General features: G+C 62.4%; 8 protein-coding genes and 1 pseudogene. 5 read left to right on the top strand and 4 right to left on the bottom strand.

The window, feature by feature from the left end:
- Positions 1-145: pseudogene (locus QRN10_RS16800) on the top strand (PTS transporter subunit EIIB); the annotation flags it as partial.
- Positions 146-299: 154 nt separating this feature from the next.
- On the opposite strand, the gene mltF reads toward QRN10_RS16800, so the two are convergent.
- A complete protein-coding gene (gene mltF / locus QRN10_RS16795; protein WP_181078870.1) occupies positions 300-1,760 on the bottom strand; it encodes a membrane-bound lytic murein transglycosylase MltF in 1,461 nt (486 codons plus the stop codon).
- Positions 1,761-2,046: 286 nt separating this feature from the next.
- Between mltF and purL the strand changes: the two genes are divergently transcribed.
- Positions 2,047-5,943, top strand: a complete 3,897-nt coding sequence (gene purL / locus QRN10_RS16790; protein ID WP_285428734.1) for a phosphoribosylformylglycinamidine synthase — start codon at positions 2,047-2,049, stop codon at positions 5,941-5,943.
- A gap of 4 nt (positions 5,944-5,947) precedes the next feature.
- Positions 5,948-6,259, top strand: coding sequence for a YqfO family protein (locus QRN10_RS16785; RefSeq protein ID WP_181078874.1), 312 nt, complete (start codon positions 5,948-5,950; stop codon positions 6,257-6,259).
- A gap of 67 nt (positions 6,260-6,326) precedes the next feature.
- Here the strand turns inward: QRN10_RS16785 and QRN10_RS16780 are convergent, their stop codons facing one another.
- Entirely contained in the window at positions 6,327-12,074 is a 5,748-nt protein-coding gene (locus tag QRN10_RS16780) for a membrane-targeted effector domain-containing toxin (protein ID WP_285428733.1), read from the bottom strand.
- 520 nt (positions 12,075-12,594) lie between these two features.
- Here QRN10_RS16780 and QRN10_RS16775 point away from each other — a divergent pair.
- Both QRN10_RS16775 and QRN10_RS16770 read left to right on the top strand, forming a co-directional pair.
- Positions 12,595-13,233 carry a DUF6036 family nucleotidyltransferase gene (locus tag QRN10_RS16775; protein ID WP_181078878.1) on the top strand — a complete coding sequence of 213 codons (639 nt, stop codon included), beginning with the start codon at positions 12,595-12,597 and terminating at the stop codon, positions 13,231-13,233.
- Entirely contained in the window at positions 13,217-13,669 is a 453-nt protein-coding gene (locus QRN10_RS16770; RefSeq protein ID WP_181078879.1) for a hypothetical protein, read from the top strand. The genes QRN10_RS16775 and QRN10_RS16770 overlap by 17 nt, the downstream gene beginning before the upstream one ends.
- A gap of 89 nt (positions 13,670-13,758) precedes the next feature.
- Here QRN10_RS16770 and nagE read toward each other — a convergent pair whose 3' ends face one another.
- Complete coding sequence (gene nagE, locus QRN10_RS16765; protein ID WP_285428732.1) at positions 13,759-15,465, bottom strand: N-acetylglucosamine-specific PTS transporter subunit IIBC; 1,707 nt, start codon at positions 15,463-15,465, stop codon at positions 13,759-13,761.
- A 27-nt stretch (positions 15,466-15,492) separates the two neighbouring features.
- Complete coding sequence (gene ptsP / locus QRN10_RS16760; protein WP_285428731.1) at positions 15,493-18,003, bottom strand: phosphoenolpyruvate--protein phosphotransferase; 2,511 nt, start codon at positions 18,001-18,003, stop codon at positions 15,493-15,495.
- Positions 18,004-18,005: the final 2 nt, after the last annotated feature.

Genomic DNA, 18,005 nt, shown 5'->3' with positions numbered 1-18,005 from the left:
TGGGGAACGATCAGAATCGCAACAGCGGGTGAGGGTGCACTTGCAGGATGCGGGCTGGTTGGATGAGGCGGCATTGAAAGCGTCGGGTGTGCAGGGTGTGATGGTGTTGGCGGGAGGAGTGGTACACCTGCTCACCGGCCTCTGATCCAAGGAGAGATCACAATGTGGGAGAGGGCTTGCCCTCGATGATCGTTCCCACGCTCCGCGTGGGAACGCCGCTCTGGACGCTCTGCGTCCGCTCTTAAAGTCGTGACGCAGAGCGTCACCGGATGCATTCCCACGCGGAGCGTGGGGAACGATCATAACGGAGGGGTTTCTTCCGGCGGCTTGGTCTTGTCCACACCCGGCACATGCAAATTGCCTTCGACCACCTGGTTGCCTTCCAGCTGCGGCTGGGTCACCCAGGTGAGGATGTCGTAGTAACGCCGGATGTTCGCCACGAAGTGCACCGGTTCACCGCCGCGTGCGTAGCCGTAGCGGGTTTTGCTGTACCACTGCTTCTGCGACAGGCGCGGCAGCATTTTTTTCACGTCCAGCCACTTGTTCGGGTTCAAGCCTTCTTTTTTTGCCAGCAGCCGCGCGTCGTCCAGGTGGCCGGTGCCCACGTTGTAGGCCGCGAGGGCGAACCAGGTGCGATCCGGCTCAGCGATGCTGTCGTCCAGTTCGTTTTTGATCCTGGCCAGGTACTTGGCGCCGCCCATGATGCTTTGCTTGGCGTCCAGCCGGTTGGACACGCCCATTGCCTGGGCGGTGTTCTGGGTCAGCATCATCAGGCCGCGCACGCCGGTCTTGGAGGTGACCGCCGGCTGCCAGAGTGACTCCTGGTAGCCGATGGCGGCCAATAGGCGCCAGTCGACCTTTTCTTCCTTGGCGTAGGCCCGGAAGTGCTTTTCGTACTTGGGCAGGCGCTGCTGCAAATGCTGGGCAAAGGTGTAGGCGCCGACGTAGCCGAGCACATCGACATGCCCGTAGTAGCGGTCTTTGAGCCGTTGCAGGGTGCCATTCTTTTGCACCTTGTCGAGGTAACCGTTGATTTCGTTGAGCAGGCTGTTGTCGTCACCGGCGGCCACGGCCCAGCTCTGGTTGCTGGCATCGCCCAGGTCGAACGCGACGCGCACATTGGGAAAGTACACCTGGTTCATCGCCACTTCGTTGGAGTCCACCAGGGTCAGGTCGATTTGCCCTTCGTCGACCATGCGCAGCAGGTCGACCACCTCGACGGCGTCGGATTCTTCGTATTCGATGGCGGGATTCTGCTTTTTAAGCTCGGCCAGTTGTTCGGCGTGGGTGCTGCCCTTGAGCACCATGATCTTCTTGCCCACCAAGTCCGCCGCATTGGTCGGGCGCGACTGGCCGTTACGGTAGATAACCTGCGGGGTCACTTCCAGGTACGGGTGGGAGAAACGTACCTGCTGCTGGCGCTCCTGGCTGCTGACCAGGCCGGCGGCGGCGAGCACCGGGCCGTTGGGTTTGCCCAACTGGCCGAACAGGTCGTCAAGGTTGTCGGCGGTCTCGATTTCCAGCTTCACCCCCAGGTCATCGGCAAAACGCTTGACCAGTTCGTATTCGAAACCGGTTTCACCGTTGCGGTCCTGGAAATAAGTCGCCGGGCTGTTTCGGGTAATCACCCGCAATACGCCATCCTCCTTGATTCGCTCGAGCGTGCTGGGCTTATCAACACAGGCGCTGAGCATCAGGAAGAGTCCGGTTGCGATGAGCCATCTGGCGCATCGCGGGCGCAAAGCAGTTGGGGAGAACATCTGCGCAGTATACGCAAACGGCCCACGGCGCCATATCTCGACAGCGGCGGACTTGTCTGCTAGCGCCGCTGAAACTGTGCTGCAGCCCGCAGAAATGGGCATTGGCGGGCGATTGTGACGGTTAAAATAACTGCGCCCAATAGCGGCGATAACGCGTCGGCGGCCTGCAATGTCGGCCAACTGACGTTCGGCAGCGGCCAGCGGTGCCGTTTCGGGTGCCGTTGGCGGCGGTTTACGCTAGAATGCACGGCCTCAAAGCACACCCCTTCCCGAGGCTGTCCCGAAGATGTTGATCCTGCGCGGCGCTCCTGCCCTTTCTGCCTTTCGCCACAGCAAACTCCTTGAGCAACTGAGCCAGAAGGTTCCAGCTGTTACAGGCCTGTATGCTGAATTTGCTCACTTCGCCGACGTAACCGGCGTCTTGACCGCCGACGAACAGCAAGTGCTGGCACGCCTTCTGAAGTACGGTCCCAGCGTTCCCGTTCAAGAGCCCACCGGCCGCTTGTTCCTGGTTCTGCCACGGTTCGGCACCATCTCGCCCTGGTCGAGCAAGGCCAGCGATATCGCCCGTAACTGCGGCCTGTCGAGCATCCAGCGCCTGGAACGCGGTATCGCCTTCTACGTCGCCGGGCAGTTCAGCGACGCCGAAGCCGAGCTGATCGCCAGCAGCCTGCACGACCGCATGACCCAGATCATCGTCGGCCAGCTGGAACAGGCCGCCGGCCTGTTCAGCCACGCCGAGCCCAAGCCGCTGACCGCGATCGACGTGCTCGGCGGTGGCCGCGCCGCCCTCGAGAAGGCCAACACCGAACTGGGCCTGGCCCTGGCCGAAGACGAGATCGACTACCTGGTCAACGCCTTCAACGGCCTCAAGCGCAACCCGCACGACATCGAACTGATGATGTTCGCCCAGGCCAACTCCGAGCATTGCCGTCACAAGATCTTCAACGCCAGTTGGGACATCGACGGCGAAAGCCAGGAAAAAAGCCTGTTCGGCATGATCAAGAACACCTACGTGATGCACAGCGAAGGCGTTCTGTCGGCTTATAAGGACAACGCCTCGGTGATCGTCGGCAGCGTCGCCGGCCGTTTCTTCCCAGACCCGGAAACCCGCCAGTACGGCGCGGTGCAGGAGCCGGTGCACATCCTGATGAAGGTCGAGACCCACAACCACCCGACCGCGATTGCCCCGTTCCCTGGCGCAGCTACCGGTTCGGGTGGCGAAATCCGTGACGAAGGTGCCACCGGCCGTGGCGCCAAGCCCAAGGCGGGCCTCACCGGTTTCACCGTGTCCAACCTGCAGATCCCGGGCTTCGAACAGCCTTGGGAAGTGCCGTACGGCAAGCCTGAGCGCATCGTCACCGCGCTGGACATCATGATCGAAGGCCCGCTCGGCGGCGCGGCGTTCAACAACGAATTCGGGCGTCCGGCGCTCACCGGTTACTTCCGTACCTTCGAACAGTCCATCACCACCCCGCGTGGCGACGAGGTGCGCGGTTACCACAAGCCGATCATGTTGGCCGGCGGCATGGGCAACATCCGTGAAGAACACGTCAAGAAAGGCGAGATTCTGGTCGGCTCCAAGCTGATCGTGCTCGGGGGCCCGGCAATGCTGATCGGCCTGGGCGGCGGCGCGGCTTCCTCCATGGCCACCGGCACCAGCTCGGCGGACCTGGACTTCGCTTCGGTACAGCGCGAAAACCCTGAGATGGAGCGCCGCTGCCAGGAAGTCATCGACCGTTGCTGGCAGTTGGGTGACAAGAACCCGATCAGCTTCATCCACGACGTCGGCGCGGGCGGCCTGTCCAACGCCTTCCCGGAACTGGTCAACGACGGCGACCGCGGTGGCCGCTTCGAACTGCGCAACATTCCAAACGACGAGCCGGGCATGGCCCCGCACGAAATCTGGAGCAACGAATCCCAGGAACGCTACGTACTGGCGGTCGGCCCTGACGACTTTGCGCGCTTCCAGGCCATCTGCGAGCGCGAGCGCTGCCCGTTTGCCGTGGTCGGCGAAGCCACTGCCGAGCCGCAACTGACCGTCACCGACAGCCACTTCGGCAACAGCCCGGTGGACATGCCGCTCGAAGTGCTGCTGGGCAAAGCCCCGCGCATGCACCGTTCGGCGGTACGTGAAACCGAGTTGGGCGATGATTTCGACCCAAGCGCCCTGGACCTGGCCGACAGTATCGAACGCGTGCTGCATCACCCGGCCGTGGCGAGCAAAAGCTTTCTGATCACCATCGGCGACCGCACCATCACCGGCCTGGTGGCCCGTGACCAAATGGTCGGCCCGTGGCAGGTGCCAGTGGCCGACGTGGCCGTCACCGCCACCAGTTTCGACGTCTATACCGGTGAAGCCATGGCCATGGGCGAACGTACCCCGCTGGCCCTGCTGGACGCTCCGGCGTCGGGCCGCATGGCCATCGGTGAAACCCTCACCAACATCGCCGCGTCGCGCATCGGCAAGCTGTCCGACATCAAATTGTCGGCCAACTGGATGTCCGCCGCCGGTCACCCCGGTGAAGACGCGCGCCTGTACGACACCGTAAAAGCGGTCGGCATGGAGCTGTGCCCGGAGCTGGGCATCACCATTCCGGTGGGCAAGGACTCGATGTCCATGGCCACCCGCTGGAACGAAGACGGCACCGACAAGAGCGTCACCTCGCCGCTGTCGCTGATCGTCACCGGTTTCGCGCCGGTCACCGATATCCGCCAGACCCTGACCCCGCAACTGCGCATGGACAAGGGCACCACCGACCTGGTGCTGATCGACCTGGGCCGTGGCCAGAACCGCATGGGCGCCTCGATCCTGGCGCAGACCCACGGCAAACTCGGCAAGCAGGCCCCGGACGTCGACGACGCCGAAGACCTCAAAGCCTTCTTCGCCGTGATCCAGGGCCTCAACGCCGACGGCCACCTGTTGGCCTACCATGACCGTTCCGACGGCGGCCTGCTGACCAGTGTGGTCGAGATGGCCTTCGCCGGTCACTGCGGCCTGAACATCGTGCTCGACAGCGTTGCCGAGGATGCGTCCGAGATCAACGGCATCCTGTTCAACGAAGAGTTGGGTGCGGTGATCCAGGTACGCCAGGACGCGACCCCGGATGTGCTGGCTCAGTTCAGCGCCGCCGGCCTGGCCGATTGCGTGGCGGTGATCGGTCAGCCGATCAACAACGGCGAAATCAACATCTCGTTCAACGGCGACACCGTGTTCACCGGCCAGCGCCGTCTGCTGCAACGCCAGTGGGCCGAGACCAGCTACCAGATCCAACGCCTGCGCGACAACGCCGACTGCGCCGAGCAGGAATTCGACGTGATCCTGGAAGAAGACAACCCGGGCCTGAGCACCAAGCTCAGCTTCGACGTCAACCAGGACGTCGCCGCGCCGTACATCAAGAAAGGCATCCGCCCACAAGTTGCCGTGCTGCGTGAGCAGGGCGTCAACGGCCAGGTGGAAATGGCGGCCGCGTTCGACCGCGCCGGCTTCAATGCGATCGACGTGCACATGAGCGACATCCTCGCCGGTCGCGTCGACCTCAACGAGTTCAAGGGCCTGGTGGCCTGCGGTGGTTTCTCCTACGGCGACGTGCTGGGTGCCGGCGAAGGCTGGGCCAAGTCGGCGCTGTTCAACAGCCGTGCCCGCGATGCGTTCCAGGGGTTCTTCGAGCGCAACGACAGCTTCACCCTGGGTGTGTGCAACGGTTGCCAGATGATGTCCAACCTCAGCGAACTGATCCCGGGCAGCGAGTTCTGGCCGCACTTTGTGCGCAACCGCTCCGAGCAGTTCGAAGCCCGCGTGGCCATGGTGCAGGTGCAGGAGTCCAACTCGATCTTCCTGCAAGGCATGGCCGGTTCGCGCATGCCGATCGCCATCGCCCACGGTGAAGGCCATGCCGAGTTCGCCAGCGAAGAAGCGTTGCTCGAAGCCGACCTGTCCGGCACCGTGGCTCTGCGATTCGTCGACAACCACGGTAAAGTCACCGAGACCTACCCGGCCAACCCTAACGGCTCGCCGCGCGGGATCACCGGCCTCACCAGCCGCGACGGTCGCGTGACCATCATGATGCCGCACCCGGAGCGTGTGTTCCGTGCCGTGCAGAACTCGTGGCGCCCGGAAGAGTGGGACGAAGACGGCGCCTGGATGCGCATGTTCCGCAACGCGCGCGTGTGGGTGAACTAAGGCGGTGTACAAGCTCAGCTTCTTCGTGCCCGACAGCCATGTGGAGACGGTGAAAGCCGCCGTCTTCGAAGCCGGCGGCGGGCGCATCGGCGACTACGACAGCTGCGCCTGGCAAGTGCTGGGCCAGGGCCAGTTTCGCGCGTTGGACGGCAGCCAGCCGTTTATCGGGCAAGTGGGCCGGGTTGAAGTGGTCGAGGAATGGAAGGTCGAGCTGGTGGTGGCGGATGAACTGATCGGAGCGGTGGTGGCCGCGCTCAAACTCAGCCACCCGTACGAAACGCCGGCGTATGAGGTATGGCAGCTGGCGGACTTTTGAGCCGCCCGCTGCAACCACGGGAAACCCGCTGGGCCGTCTGGCCAGCGGGTTTTTTGTTGACTGCGTTTCAGGGCGCGGGTGTCAGGTGCACCTCGGCCTTGAGCGTTTCGATCAGAATGTCTTGGTCTTCAAAGCGCCGTGCATCGAAGCCCCAGCGGTTGATGAAAAACAGCCCGTTATCGTCCACCTGGATGGGTGTGGAAATAATCTCTCCCGTGTTGGAGTGATGCAGCAAATGGGTCTCGGCGGCCGAAGGGCGCTCGATCAGGAAGTGACCGGGTTGGTTCAGGCGTGACCGGTCAACCGGGACAAAAGGCGCAGGCGCCTCCCTGGTGGCGACCTCGACCTCCAGCTTGAAGTCGCTGCGCACCGCCTTCCAGCGTCCGGGCATGCCTTCTTGCTTGGCCTCCCAGAAACCAGGATGAATGCGTTTGCCCAAGCCAGATGCGGTGTCTTGCACATGCAGGCTGACTGCATCCTGCAGTTGCACCAGGCCGGGAACGCTCTGGTAAGTATTGGTATGCGAGCTGCCGACGAAGGCCACCCACTTATGAGGACCGTGGCGGGCCTGGTCGTCTTGAATAACTCGCGAGGCGAAGTAGTTGAACATCTGTGTCCGGGATTTGCCATTGCCGCGCAAGCCGCGCAGGTGATAGCTGGCGGTGCAGTCCAGTGCCCGTACGCGAATACCGTGCTTGGCCGCAGCCTGGATGGTGTTCGAGTAGGTATCAAGGCCCCTATACCTAGGCATATGGCCGCCGTCTTGAGCTTTCAAATAAGACTTGAGACGTTCCGGAAAGCGTTGAGTGCGATGGAATATGTCCAGCTCGGCCTGGTGCAAATCCGTCAGCAGGTGTTCGACGTAGAGTGTCTGGAAGCCTGCTTCCTTGATGCTTTTCATATGGGTCCTGAGCAGCGCTTTGCTTGACTGTGCATTGTGCGCTTCACCGATCACCAACCCGGAGAAAGGCCCGTCCGCCACTTGCTTGAGAAACGATTCCAGCGTTACCTCGGCCGGTACCGTCGGCAATATGGGGCGCGGTGCGGGCGCATAGTCGGTGAAGAAGTGCTCGGCGGCTTCCTTCAGGCGTGAGCGGGTTTTCTGGAAGGCATTGAACGCCTCGACGTGAAGTGGGCTGGAGGGCCCGTAGCGGGTGTCCAGGCCGCGGGGGTGCATCGACAACTCGGCCAGGGTTGCATGATGCTCGGCTACTGAATCGAACTCACTGAAATGCTGCGTCGCCGCACGAGGGCTCGCAGCGGAGGCGGGCGGCGCTTCGGCGGCCTTGTAGGCGGTCTGCAGCGTGAGCTTATAGTCGCCCTTGGCCAAGGCATCCCCCGGTATGGCTCCGGCGGCGTCCGCCCAGATACCCACCGGTTGGCCGGCGGAGACGTCTTGAATGCGCAACGCGATGGTTTTATGCAGGTCCGCAAGCCCGGGCACCTGTTCGAACGTGCTCATGCGGGTCTGATCCACCAGGGCCACCCAGCGTTCATCGGGCGCGGCGGCGACGTCGGCTTCGAGCAGGCGATGCGAGTAGAAATTGCGCAAGTTGTTGCTACGCGGGGTGGTGGGCGCGGTCTCACCCAATTGCAGGGCGTCTTCCAATTGGTATGACGTCGAGGCATCCAGCGGCAATAGCTTCACCCCTTTTTCACGCGCCTTGCGCGCCAGGGCCAGGTACGAGTATTGAGCGCCCTGGCTGAAACCCAAGGCCTTGTCGACGGCCGCCAAGTGTTTTTCGATATGCCGCCAGGATTTACCGGCGTTGAACTTATCCAGCTTGAGGCGGAACACATCGGCCGGCAGGTATTCCACGTACAGGCGCTTGAGGCCTTGTCGGACCAGCGCATCCATGTTGTCGATCAGGAACTGCTTACTGGCGATGGAGGCGGCAACCTGGCCGATGATCCAGCCTGAACGTTCTTTGAACAACTGCTGGATGATGTGTTCGGCGCTGGCACTGGCCTCGAACAGGAGCACGTCGACACGCGGGACAATCGGCTCCAGCGCATCGAAAAAAGCCTTGGCATCGCGGGTCAGCCGTTCAACCTGCTGCAGGTAGAGCGTGCGGATCGGGCGCAGTTCGTCGATGACTGTCGGCAGAGCGTGCAACGGGCTATTGGTCGCCCACTCGCTTTGTGCCATCAGGTCGGCCTTGAGCTGCGGGTCCATTACCCGTTCAAGATCACGCCAGTGTTTGGCAGGCATTTCATAAGGCTTGAGTGTCTCGGGCGAGTTCGGGAGTTTTTCAAACTTGGGCGCGCCGCCCGACACGCCACTGCGCACCCATCCACCGTCGGCGGTCGGCGTTGCCAGGCGGGTGGTCGACCGCAGTTGCCCGCTGGTCGGGTCCAGTCGGTACAACAGGTAACGCCCCAATACATCCGGTGTTTTGGGCGCCCAATGTGGCTGGCCGTAGAAGAGCACCGGCTGCATGTTCGAGAGCGCCGGCCGGGCGCTTTCCAGGGTCTGCAGGCGGTTCATGGCCCGGGCATGTTCGGGGCTGGCGGCCGGTAGGCGCGACGGACGGCTAAATCGTGGCAGTGCGCGCAACGCCGGGCGCAGGTCGGTCAGCAGGCCGCCGGCGCTGTTGAACAAGTAGCCCATGAAGTGCTCAAAGGCGCCAGCGTTGTCGCCCTGGTGATAAGCGTGCAGGGCGAGCATGGCGTCCTTGAAGGCCAGCAACAGGCCGGTAGCCAGACTCACGAGCGGGAAGGGGGCGGTGGCAACGGCCGCTATCCACTCCACACAGCTCCAGACGATCGCGCCGATCATCTGCGTGCGGTCCGATGTCGAACCTCGGACGTCATCGATCCGGCGCTGCAATTTCATGTTGTACAAGGCTTGGCGCAGGTCGAGCAGTGGGGTTACGCGACGGGTGGAGTCGTAGCGCGCAGGGCTGATATCGGTTTTATTCAGGTGTTCAGGCAGCGCTTTGCGTGCGTTTTCCAGGAAGCTGCGCATACGAACCTGGGACTGTCGGGCCATGCGACTGCAAAGGTACTCGATCATGCCTGGCTGCTTTTTCAACAGGTAATTGAACTGCCGCGCTTCGCGAAACTGAATGCCATCCGGAGCCTGGGGCGTGTAAAGCAGGACGGGGTTGTCGGCATGGCTGAACAACAGGGTATCGATTACCCATTCACCGTCCACCATCAGGCGGTGGATGGCGTAGTTGCCACGGGTGCGGGCCGATGTATCGCCGAGGCTGGCGATGCTTTTTTCCAACCAGTCCAAGTCCACTGCGGCGATGTGCCCTTGCAATCGCGATTCCAGCGCGGCGCTGTGCATGTGCAGCTGGGTGATCGCCAGGGTTGCGTTGCGCCGGTAGGCATAACCCTGGCTGTCTGGGCTCAGTAGTTCAGCGCGGACTTTGTCGATATACCGTTGGCCGATCCATACCCCCGTGACCGAGCGCGCTACTGTTTGCGCGGTCAAGGTGCTCAAGTCGATGCCTTCGGGTCCCTTGAACGTCGCCGAGCGCGAGAATTTTTCATCGAGAAAACCGATGCCATCGGCATAGCCATCGCGGAACAACTGGGTGTATGTCAAGGGTGGCGGCGTCCAGGTGCCCACCAGCGAAGGTGGCGAGTAGGCCCATACCGTATCCGGATCGACATCGTTACCGGAACGCCCCAGCAACTGGTTCAGTTGCCGCTTGGCCTGTTCGTGCAGGTACGTGGTGAAGCTGGGAAACGTCGACAGGGACAACGGTTCGTCGGTGTAGGCGCGCAAGGCGCCCTCGGCATCCTCGGCCAGCGTCAGGAGTTTTCGCCTGATAGCCTCGGTGGTTGAGCGATACCAGGCCGGTGTGCCGAAGTCGTAGTCATCCGTGCGCGTGGTGAGCACGTGTTCGGCCATGGATGTCAGGCACTGGCGCTGGCTGTCGGCCGGGCTGAAGGTGATTTCGGCGTATTCCTGTGCATGGGGCTTGAAGCTCAGGCCGGTGAGCACTTGCTTCATGGCTTTTTGAAAGCGCAAGGGCACTCGGCTGATCAGGTAGTCGGTCAGCGTACCGGGCGCGGCCTTCACGCCATTGTCCATGGCCCACCCCAGGATGTGCTGCTGGCAGGCCCTGTCGGAATCAAACACCTGGAACTGTTGCTCGCGAGGCGCGCCTGGCGTGCACAACAGCACGCGGGTGACGTGGCCCTGCGGATTTTTCTGGCGCAGTGCCCACATGTCTTGAAGTTGGGCGCCGTGGAGTGAGAGCGTGTTGGCGCTGAGCACCGTGGTGCTCTCCGGGGTGTCGGGACCTTGGCGCAGGCGCTGGATCAGTTGGAAATCATCTTCACCGAGGTGGCCTTGCAGCACGGCGATGTAGGCAAGGGCGTTGATCCGCTGTTCGAGCAGACGTTCGATAGCGTGCCGCACTTCTTCCCGGTGATGCAGCTCGTGCTGTACAGGGGCGAAGGCGACACGCGGGTGCAGGGTTTTCAACTGGTCGACGAGCCATGTCGGGGTCAGGTCAGCGTAGCGCTCGGGCAATGGCGCGTCATTGCAGGTGAGCGTGGTCTGGCTGAGGAAGTCCGAGCCGAACTGTTCGTCGCCGTTATGCAGGCCGCGCAATGCCAGCTCAGTCAACGTATGGGTCTGCTCGTAATGCCCCACGCCCGTAACGAAACGGCGCGTGCTGACTTGCAGGTGTTCCGGCTCCAGGTCGTGGATAGCCAAATCATCGCTCAAACGCTCAAGCCACTCATGGCGTGCCAGGGTGTGCGGGGTGGCGGCGGGGCCGAGCAGGCTCAACAGGGTGTGGCGCGCCTGGTCGTACTCGGCCAGGTGCTGCGCCAACGTCGCACGGCGTGCCTCGCTGGCGCTGCGGTACCAGGCCGGGGCGCTGTAGCGCAGGCAGCGTTCGAGCAAGGCCTGGGCGCGCAGCTCCAGGCGCGCATCGAGGTCGGGCAGGGCGGCGGCGATGGCGCGGTCCAAGTCGTCGATCAGTTGCGCAGCGTCCTGCGTGGGGTTGTCGGCCAGGCTCAGGGCTCGCTCGACATCCGCGCTGCGCTTGTCGACCAGCGCCTGGAACGTGTGTTCGAACAGCGGTTTATCGACGATGGGCGACAGCATCAACGGCCAGATGCCGGCGGCCGTCAGCGCCTGGTAACGGGCCGGCAGCAGGTTCATGAACTCCTCGCGGCCGCTGCGGTGGTCGAGGCTCTTGAGTAAATGCTTATTCAGGTCGGCCAGCGAGTCGAATGACTCAATCCCGCGCAGCGGGGTGAACAGCATCACCTGGCCCACGCCTTGCGTCGTGGTCAGCGCAGTCACTACGGGGCTGTTGAGCTGCGTGACGACGAACGCGCCGGCCAGCTCCACCGTTGCCTGCTGGTAGGTGAACTGCAACGCGTACAGCCCGGGGCGCAGGGTCGGGCCCAGCGGCACTTTGCCGAGGATTTCACCTTCCTGCGGGTGCAGCAGACGATCCTGCACGCCGAGCCTGGCTTCATTACCCAGTGCAGTAAAACCCGCCTCAAAGACCATGAAAGACTTGCGTGGCTTGCCATCGACCTGCTCCCGCAGGTCCATTTCCAGCAGTTGCTTATTCAACGTGGCCTTGAGCTCGGCAAGCAGGGTTTGCCCGCCGGCGCTTTGCAGGTCGAGGTTGTGCAAGGCTTGGTAGTGGCTGCGACCCTTGGCGATGAACTCCTGGTGATAGGGCTTGAGGATACTGTTCAGGCGCTCCAGGTAACGCAGCTCCTGCGACGGCTCGGTCTGCGGCAGCAACGGTGCCTGAGCCTTGAGCAAATGATGGCCGATCTGGTTGAGGTAGCCTTTGATGTCGTCAAAGGACGGGCTGGTCGTGCTCACGGGTACGCGCTCCATGCGAGGGGTAGAGCCCTCAGCATGGAGAACCGTGGTGGGCGGCAGGCCGTAAATAAGTAGCGGGATCAGGCGCAGGGGCGCATGGGAACTGTCAGGTCGGCGGGCTTGCCGGTGACGGCCATGGGGTATCTACACAGCTTCGGTGAACATAAGCTGAGAAATGAGGTTCTTGTGGTAAGCAGGCTTGCCCTGCGCTGGGCTGCGAAGCGGCCCCACTCCAGACAATGTGGTTTTATCTGGTACACCGAGGCGCTTGATTTGGGGGCTGCTTCGCAGCCCAGCGCAGGGCAAGCCTGCTCACCACAGAGTTATGTGTCAGCCTTCAAAATTTGCGGATACCTATGCTGTGACTGCGTTGGAATAGTCGCTTCGGATATTTCCGACAAGTCTTTCAGGTTGTCCCTCGGAACCTGCCTCAATAGCCTCCCACGGTCGCTGAAAAACAGCGATCGGGATTTGAATTCAATGCCCGTTCAGCAACGTCGTATCGGCTTGAGATTCAATAATGAAGTTTCCGGATGTCGTCGTGCCGCGCCTCAATACTCGCACGCCTCTTGGGCAGGCGTTGATTTCAATGTTCAAATCCATCGAAGCGGAATTGATACTTGAGGGCGCTAAGCCTGGCGCGGTCAAGGTGATTGTCTTTGGAGGTTGTGCTGTGCACTTGTACACGCACCATCGTATTTCTTCGGACGTTGATGCGGAGATTTATTGCGTGAGTTTTCGGAACAAACTGCGCCTTCAGACACTGTTGGCAGAATTTCCCGAGCAATTTTTCGACGAGCAGTCTGGTCGCGTGATGGAACTGAACTATGACCTTCAATACCACACTGGCTTCGGCCCACTTCATGAAGATTACTGGGAACGAAGTCTACCTCTGGAAGAGTTTCCTTTGGAGTCCGTACTGCATCTGCATATAGCTGCACCGATTGATATAGCAATCTCAAAATTGGGCAGGGCCACTGATCAAGATATAAGCGACATCATGGCGTTGCTGAGGACCGGTTTCATCCTGACCACTGAGCTCCATGGGCTGGCGTTGCAGGCGATTGATATGTATGTTGGCAACAAAGAGCAGCCTAGATCCATTCTGAGCAATATCTTGCACGATTATCTGGAGACTACAGATGGCGAAGCCTTTTAACGGTCCCGTCCTCTCGTCCGCCTTGGACACGCTGGTCAAAAGTCCTTTGAATCAGGCGGATGACGAGACGCTGGTAAGTGCAGCGAAAGCAGTGTGGTACTCGGACATGAATATTGTGGGTGAAGTGGAGAGTTTTCTGGACGCTCACTCAAGCGAATTGGAGCTTCGTCGCGCAGGTTATTTGCTTGAACGCTTCACACGGTTTTCGTGTGTGACCGATAGCCGGGTAAAGGAGGCGTTGAAGGCTCTTGAGCTGTTTTCAGTTTCAGCCACCAAGCAAGACGTGAAGCCACAGGGCACCGTCGCGCTGCGCAGCCGCCGTGATGAACTGGCGGCTTCCTGGGGGCTGAGTGAGGGGCTGGGTTTGAAGGCTCAGGCGTTGATGCCTTTTCAGACTCGCCATTACGAAGCGCAACAACGCGCGGCGTCTGTGTAAGCGCTTTTCGCGATTAAAAAACCCGGCTCAGGCCGGGCTTTTTTATTCCGAGATGTCTTCAGTTTTCGCAGACTCCTCACAATGAAGCTTTAAGCCCCCGTCCTGATCTGCTGAGCACCGACCAACCGCTCCAACGCCTCGCCCAATCCCGGTGCCTTGTCACCCATCAACAGGTGCCAAACCCCGTTTTCCAGTCGGCTGACACCCTGGCAACCCAGGGCAGTGAGATCAGCTTCGGACAACACCGAATCGTCCCTCAGCGCCACCCGCAATCGCGTCATCGCCACGGCTTCCAACTGCCGCACATTCTCTCGGCCACCCAGGGCGCTCAGCCACTTTTCGGCTTCCTGCACATCTACCGTCAGCGGTTTATCCACAGGCGCTGCCGCTGCCGGCGCGCTGCCGCCAAAGGACGGCATAGCGAGGCGAATTTCATCGGCGATGCTGTCGGCCATCGGCCCGACCACGACCTGCAAACTCCCACCATTGCCCGGCCGCACCACGGCCATGGCGCCCAGCGCTTTGAGGTCGGCGTCCACCGCCTTGTTACGGTCGACCATGTCCAGGCGCAGGCGCGTGGTGCAGGCGCCGACGCTCAGCAGGTTGTCCGCGCCGCCCAATGCGCGGATGTACGCCGTGGCGCGTTGGTTGTCGCTCATCGTTTCAGCCTGCGCCACCTGGATATCTTCACGGCCCGGCGTCTTCAGGTTGAAGCGGCGGATGCAATAGCTGAATACCGAGTAGTAGATCGCCGCATAGGCCAGCCCCACCGGCACCACCAGCCAGCCGTTGGTGGACTTGCCCCAGCCCAGCACCATGTCGATAAAGCCACCGGAGAAGGTAAAGCCCAGGTGGATGTTCAGCATGTTGGTGATCGCCATCGACAGGCCGGTCAGCACGGCATGGATCAGGTACAAAAACGGCGCCAGAAACATAAAGGCGAATTCGATCGGCTCGGTCACGCCGGTCAAAAATGAGGTCAGCGCCATCGACAGGAAAATCCCGCCCATCACCTTGCGCCGCTCCGGCAAGGCGTTGCGGTACATCGCCAGGCACGCGGCGGGCAGGCCGAACAGCATCACCGGGAACATGCCGGTCATGAACTGGCCGCCCTTGGGGTCGCCGGCAAAATAGCGGGTCAGGTCGCCCGTCACCACCGCGCCGGTGGCCGGGTCGGTAAAGCTGCCGAACACGAACCAGGCCATATTGTTGAGGATGTGGTGCAGGCCGGTGACGATCAGCAGGCGGTTGAACACACCGAACACAAATGCGCCGAGGCTGCCGCTTTCCATCAGCAGCACCCCGAAGCTGTTGATGCCGTGCTGGATCGGCGGCCAGATCAGGCCGAACACCACGCCCAGGCCCACGGCCGAAAACCCGGTGACTATAGGTACAAACCGTCGCCCGCCGAAGAACGCCAGGTATTCCGGCAACTTGATGTCCTTGAAGCGGTTGTACAACGCGCCGGCCATCAAGCCGCTGGCGATACCCGCAAGCATGCCCATATTGATGGTGCTGTCCATCACCTTGAGGGTGGAGATCATCACCAGATAACCGATGGCCCCGGCCAATCCGGCGGTGCCGTTGTTGTCGCGGGCAAAGCCCACGGCGATGCCGATGGCGAAGATCAGCGCCAGGTTGGCGAAGATCGCCTGGCCGGCGTCGTGCATCACCGCGATGTTCAGCAGGTCGGTGTCGCCCAGGCGCAGCAAGAGGCCGGCGATCGGCAGGATTGCGATCGGCAGCATCAGTGCCCGGCCCAGGCGTTGCAGGCCTTCAATGAAGTATTGATACATGGCGTGTCTCCTTTTTTCTTGTTGTTGTCAGCTCAGCGGCCAGTGGTGTTGACAGGCGTGGCGAACGGCTTTGGCGCTGCTCAGGTCGAGCAGCCCTTGGCTCAATTGCCGGCATTGCGCCGCGTCCAGGTGGCGGACGCGGTCCTTGATTTCGCCGATCTGCAGCGGGCTCACCGACAGCTCGCGTACGCCCAGGCCAACCAGTACCGGCGTGGCCAGCGGATCGGAGGCGAGGGCACCGCACACACCGACCCAACGCTCGTGTTTTGCCGCGCCGGCGCAGGTCTGGGCGATCAGCCGCAGCAGTGCCGGGTGCAAGGCATCCACCCGCGCGGCGAGGCCGGCGTGGTCGCGGTCCATGGCCAGGGTGTACTGGGACAGGTCATTGGTGCCGATCGAGAGGAAATCCGCATGCTCGGCCAGTTGCTCGGCCATCAGCGCGGCGGCGGGCACTTCGATCATCACCCCGAGTTCAGGGCGCTGGGTCAGTTCCAGCTCCGCGCACAGCTCATCCAGGCGCTGGCGGACCTGCAGCAGCTCGTCCACCTCACTGACCATCGGCAACAGGATCCGGCAACGCGTCAACGGGCGCACTTGCAGCAGCGCACGTAGTTGCTGGTCGAGCAGTTCCGGCCGTACCTGGGCCATGCGAATGCCGCGCAGGCCCAGCACCGGGTTGGCCTCGACGGGCAGCGGCAGGTAGTCGAGCTGCTTGTCGCCACCCACGTCGATGGTGCGGATGATCACCGACTTGTCGCCCATGGCATCCAATACCGCTTGATAGGCTTGGCGCTGCTCCTGTTCATCCGGCGCGGTGCGGCGGTCGACGAACAGGAACTCGGTGCGCAGCAGGCCGACGCCATCGGCACCGTTTTCAAACGCCACCTGGGTTTCGGCACTGGAGGCCACATTGGCGGCCACCTCAATGCTCACATCGTCGAGGGTGCGCGCGGGCTGTCGAGCCTGGGCCTGTTGCTGTTGACGCCGCAGTTGCTGCGCGTCGCGAATCTGGTGCACTTGGGCGTGGCGCGCCTCGCTGGGCTCCAGTTCCAGGCGGCCGTTGGCGGCGTCGAGCACCACGCGCTGGCCCTGGGGCACGTCGAGCACGTCGGCGCCCAGCGCGACCACACAGGGAAGGCCTTTAGCGCGCGCCAGGATCGCGACATGGGACGTGGCCCCGCCTGCTGCCATGCAGATGCCGACCGCTTGCTGCGCGCTCAGCTGCAGCAGGTCCGAAGGCGTCAACTCGTGCGCGCTGACAATCGAACCGGCCGGCAATTCGACGTGCCAGGCCTCGCCCAGCAATGCGCGCAGCACGCGTTGCTGCAGGTCGCGCAGGTCGTTGGCACGTTCGGCAAACAAGGGTTTACCCAATGCGAGCAACACCGTGCATTGGGCCTGGATGGCATCGCGCCAGGCATGGGTGGCGGCGCTGCCGTGTTCGATGGCGGCGGTGGCGGCTTCGACCAGGGCAGGGTCTTCCAGCAGGGCGAGGTGGGCGGCGAAGATCTCTTCTTCCTCGACATGCTGGCGCTGGCGAGCGTGGTCCAGGGTGGTGCGGATTTCACTGCGCACTTGCTCCAGGGCGGCGTCCAGGCGTTGCCGTTGGTCGTCGACCGCGTGTGTGCCGATATCCGCCGGCAGTTCGATGCCGGCGAGGCGGAACAACGGTCCGCACACCAGGCCGGGCGCCGCACACACGCCCTGCAGCACGTTGGCTTCGTTGCTGGCCCGGCGTGGTGTCGCCGCTACAGGTGCGACGTGTTGTGCTGTGACCGGAACTGACAAGGCGGCAATCAATGCCTGCAACGCCGCTTCGCCGTCCGTACCACGGCAGCTGACCCGCACTTCATCACCCTCGCCGATCCCCAATCCCATCAAGCCGACCAGGCTGTCGCACGGCGCCGATTTATCGCCGTAATGCAAGCGGGCCTGGCTGCTGAAACCCAGTGCGGTTTTGCGGATCAGCGCCGCAGGGCGCGCATGCAGACCGCCCCGATGGGTGATACGCACGCTGGCGCTGGCTTCAGCGCTCACGTTATCCACAGCGGTTTCGTCGCCGACGGTCGAGCGAGCGAGTACCCGCATCAGCGGCTCGCCGACCTTGACCGTTTTACGCGCCAGAGGCTGCAGCTCGAACTGTTCGCCATTGGTCAGGATGATCAGGCTGACCAAACTTTTGCACCGGCGCGCAAGGCGATCCAGATCAAACTGCACCAGCGCCTGGCCGTTTGTCACTCGCGCGCCGTCCTTGACCAGCAACGCAAAGCCTTCGCCGTTCAGTTCCACGGTATCGATGCCCACATGCATGAGCAGTTCGGCACCGTTGTCGGCGCGGATCGTCAGCGCGTGGCCGGTGCGCGCGACATGAATGATCACCCCGTCACAGGGCGCATGCAGGCAGTCGTTCAACGGGTCGATGGCAATGCCGTCGCCCATGGCGTGGCTCGCGAACACCTCGTCGGGGACCTGGCCCAGGGTCAGCACGGGGCCGCTCAGGGGCGCGCTGAGTGTGAGTTCTTTATTGTTGTTGGACATGG

The sequence above is a fragment of the Pseudomonas sp. lyk4-R2A-8 genome (genome assembly GCF_030209095.1).
Lineage (GTDB): Bacteria > Pseudomonadota > Gammaproteobacteria > Pseudomonadales > Pseudomonadaceae > Aquipseudomonas > Aquipseudomonas quebecensis.
Note: the sequence above shows the minus strand (reverse complement) of the source record. Positions and strands in the feature narration are given on the sequence as shown.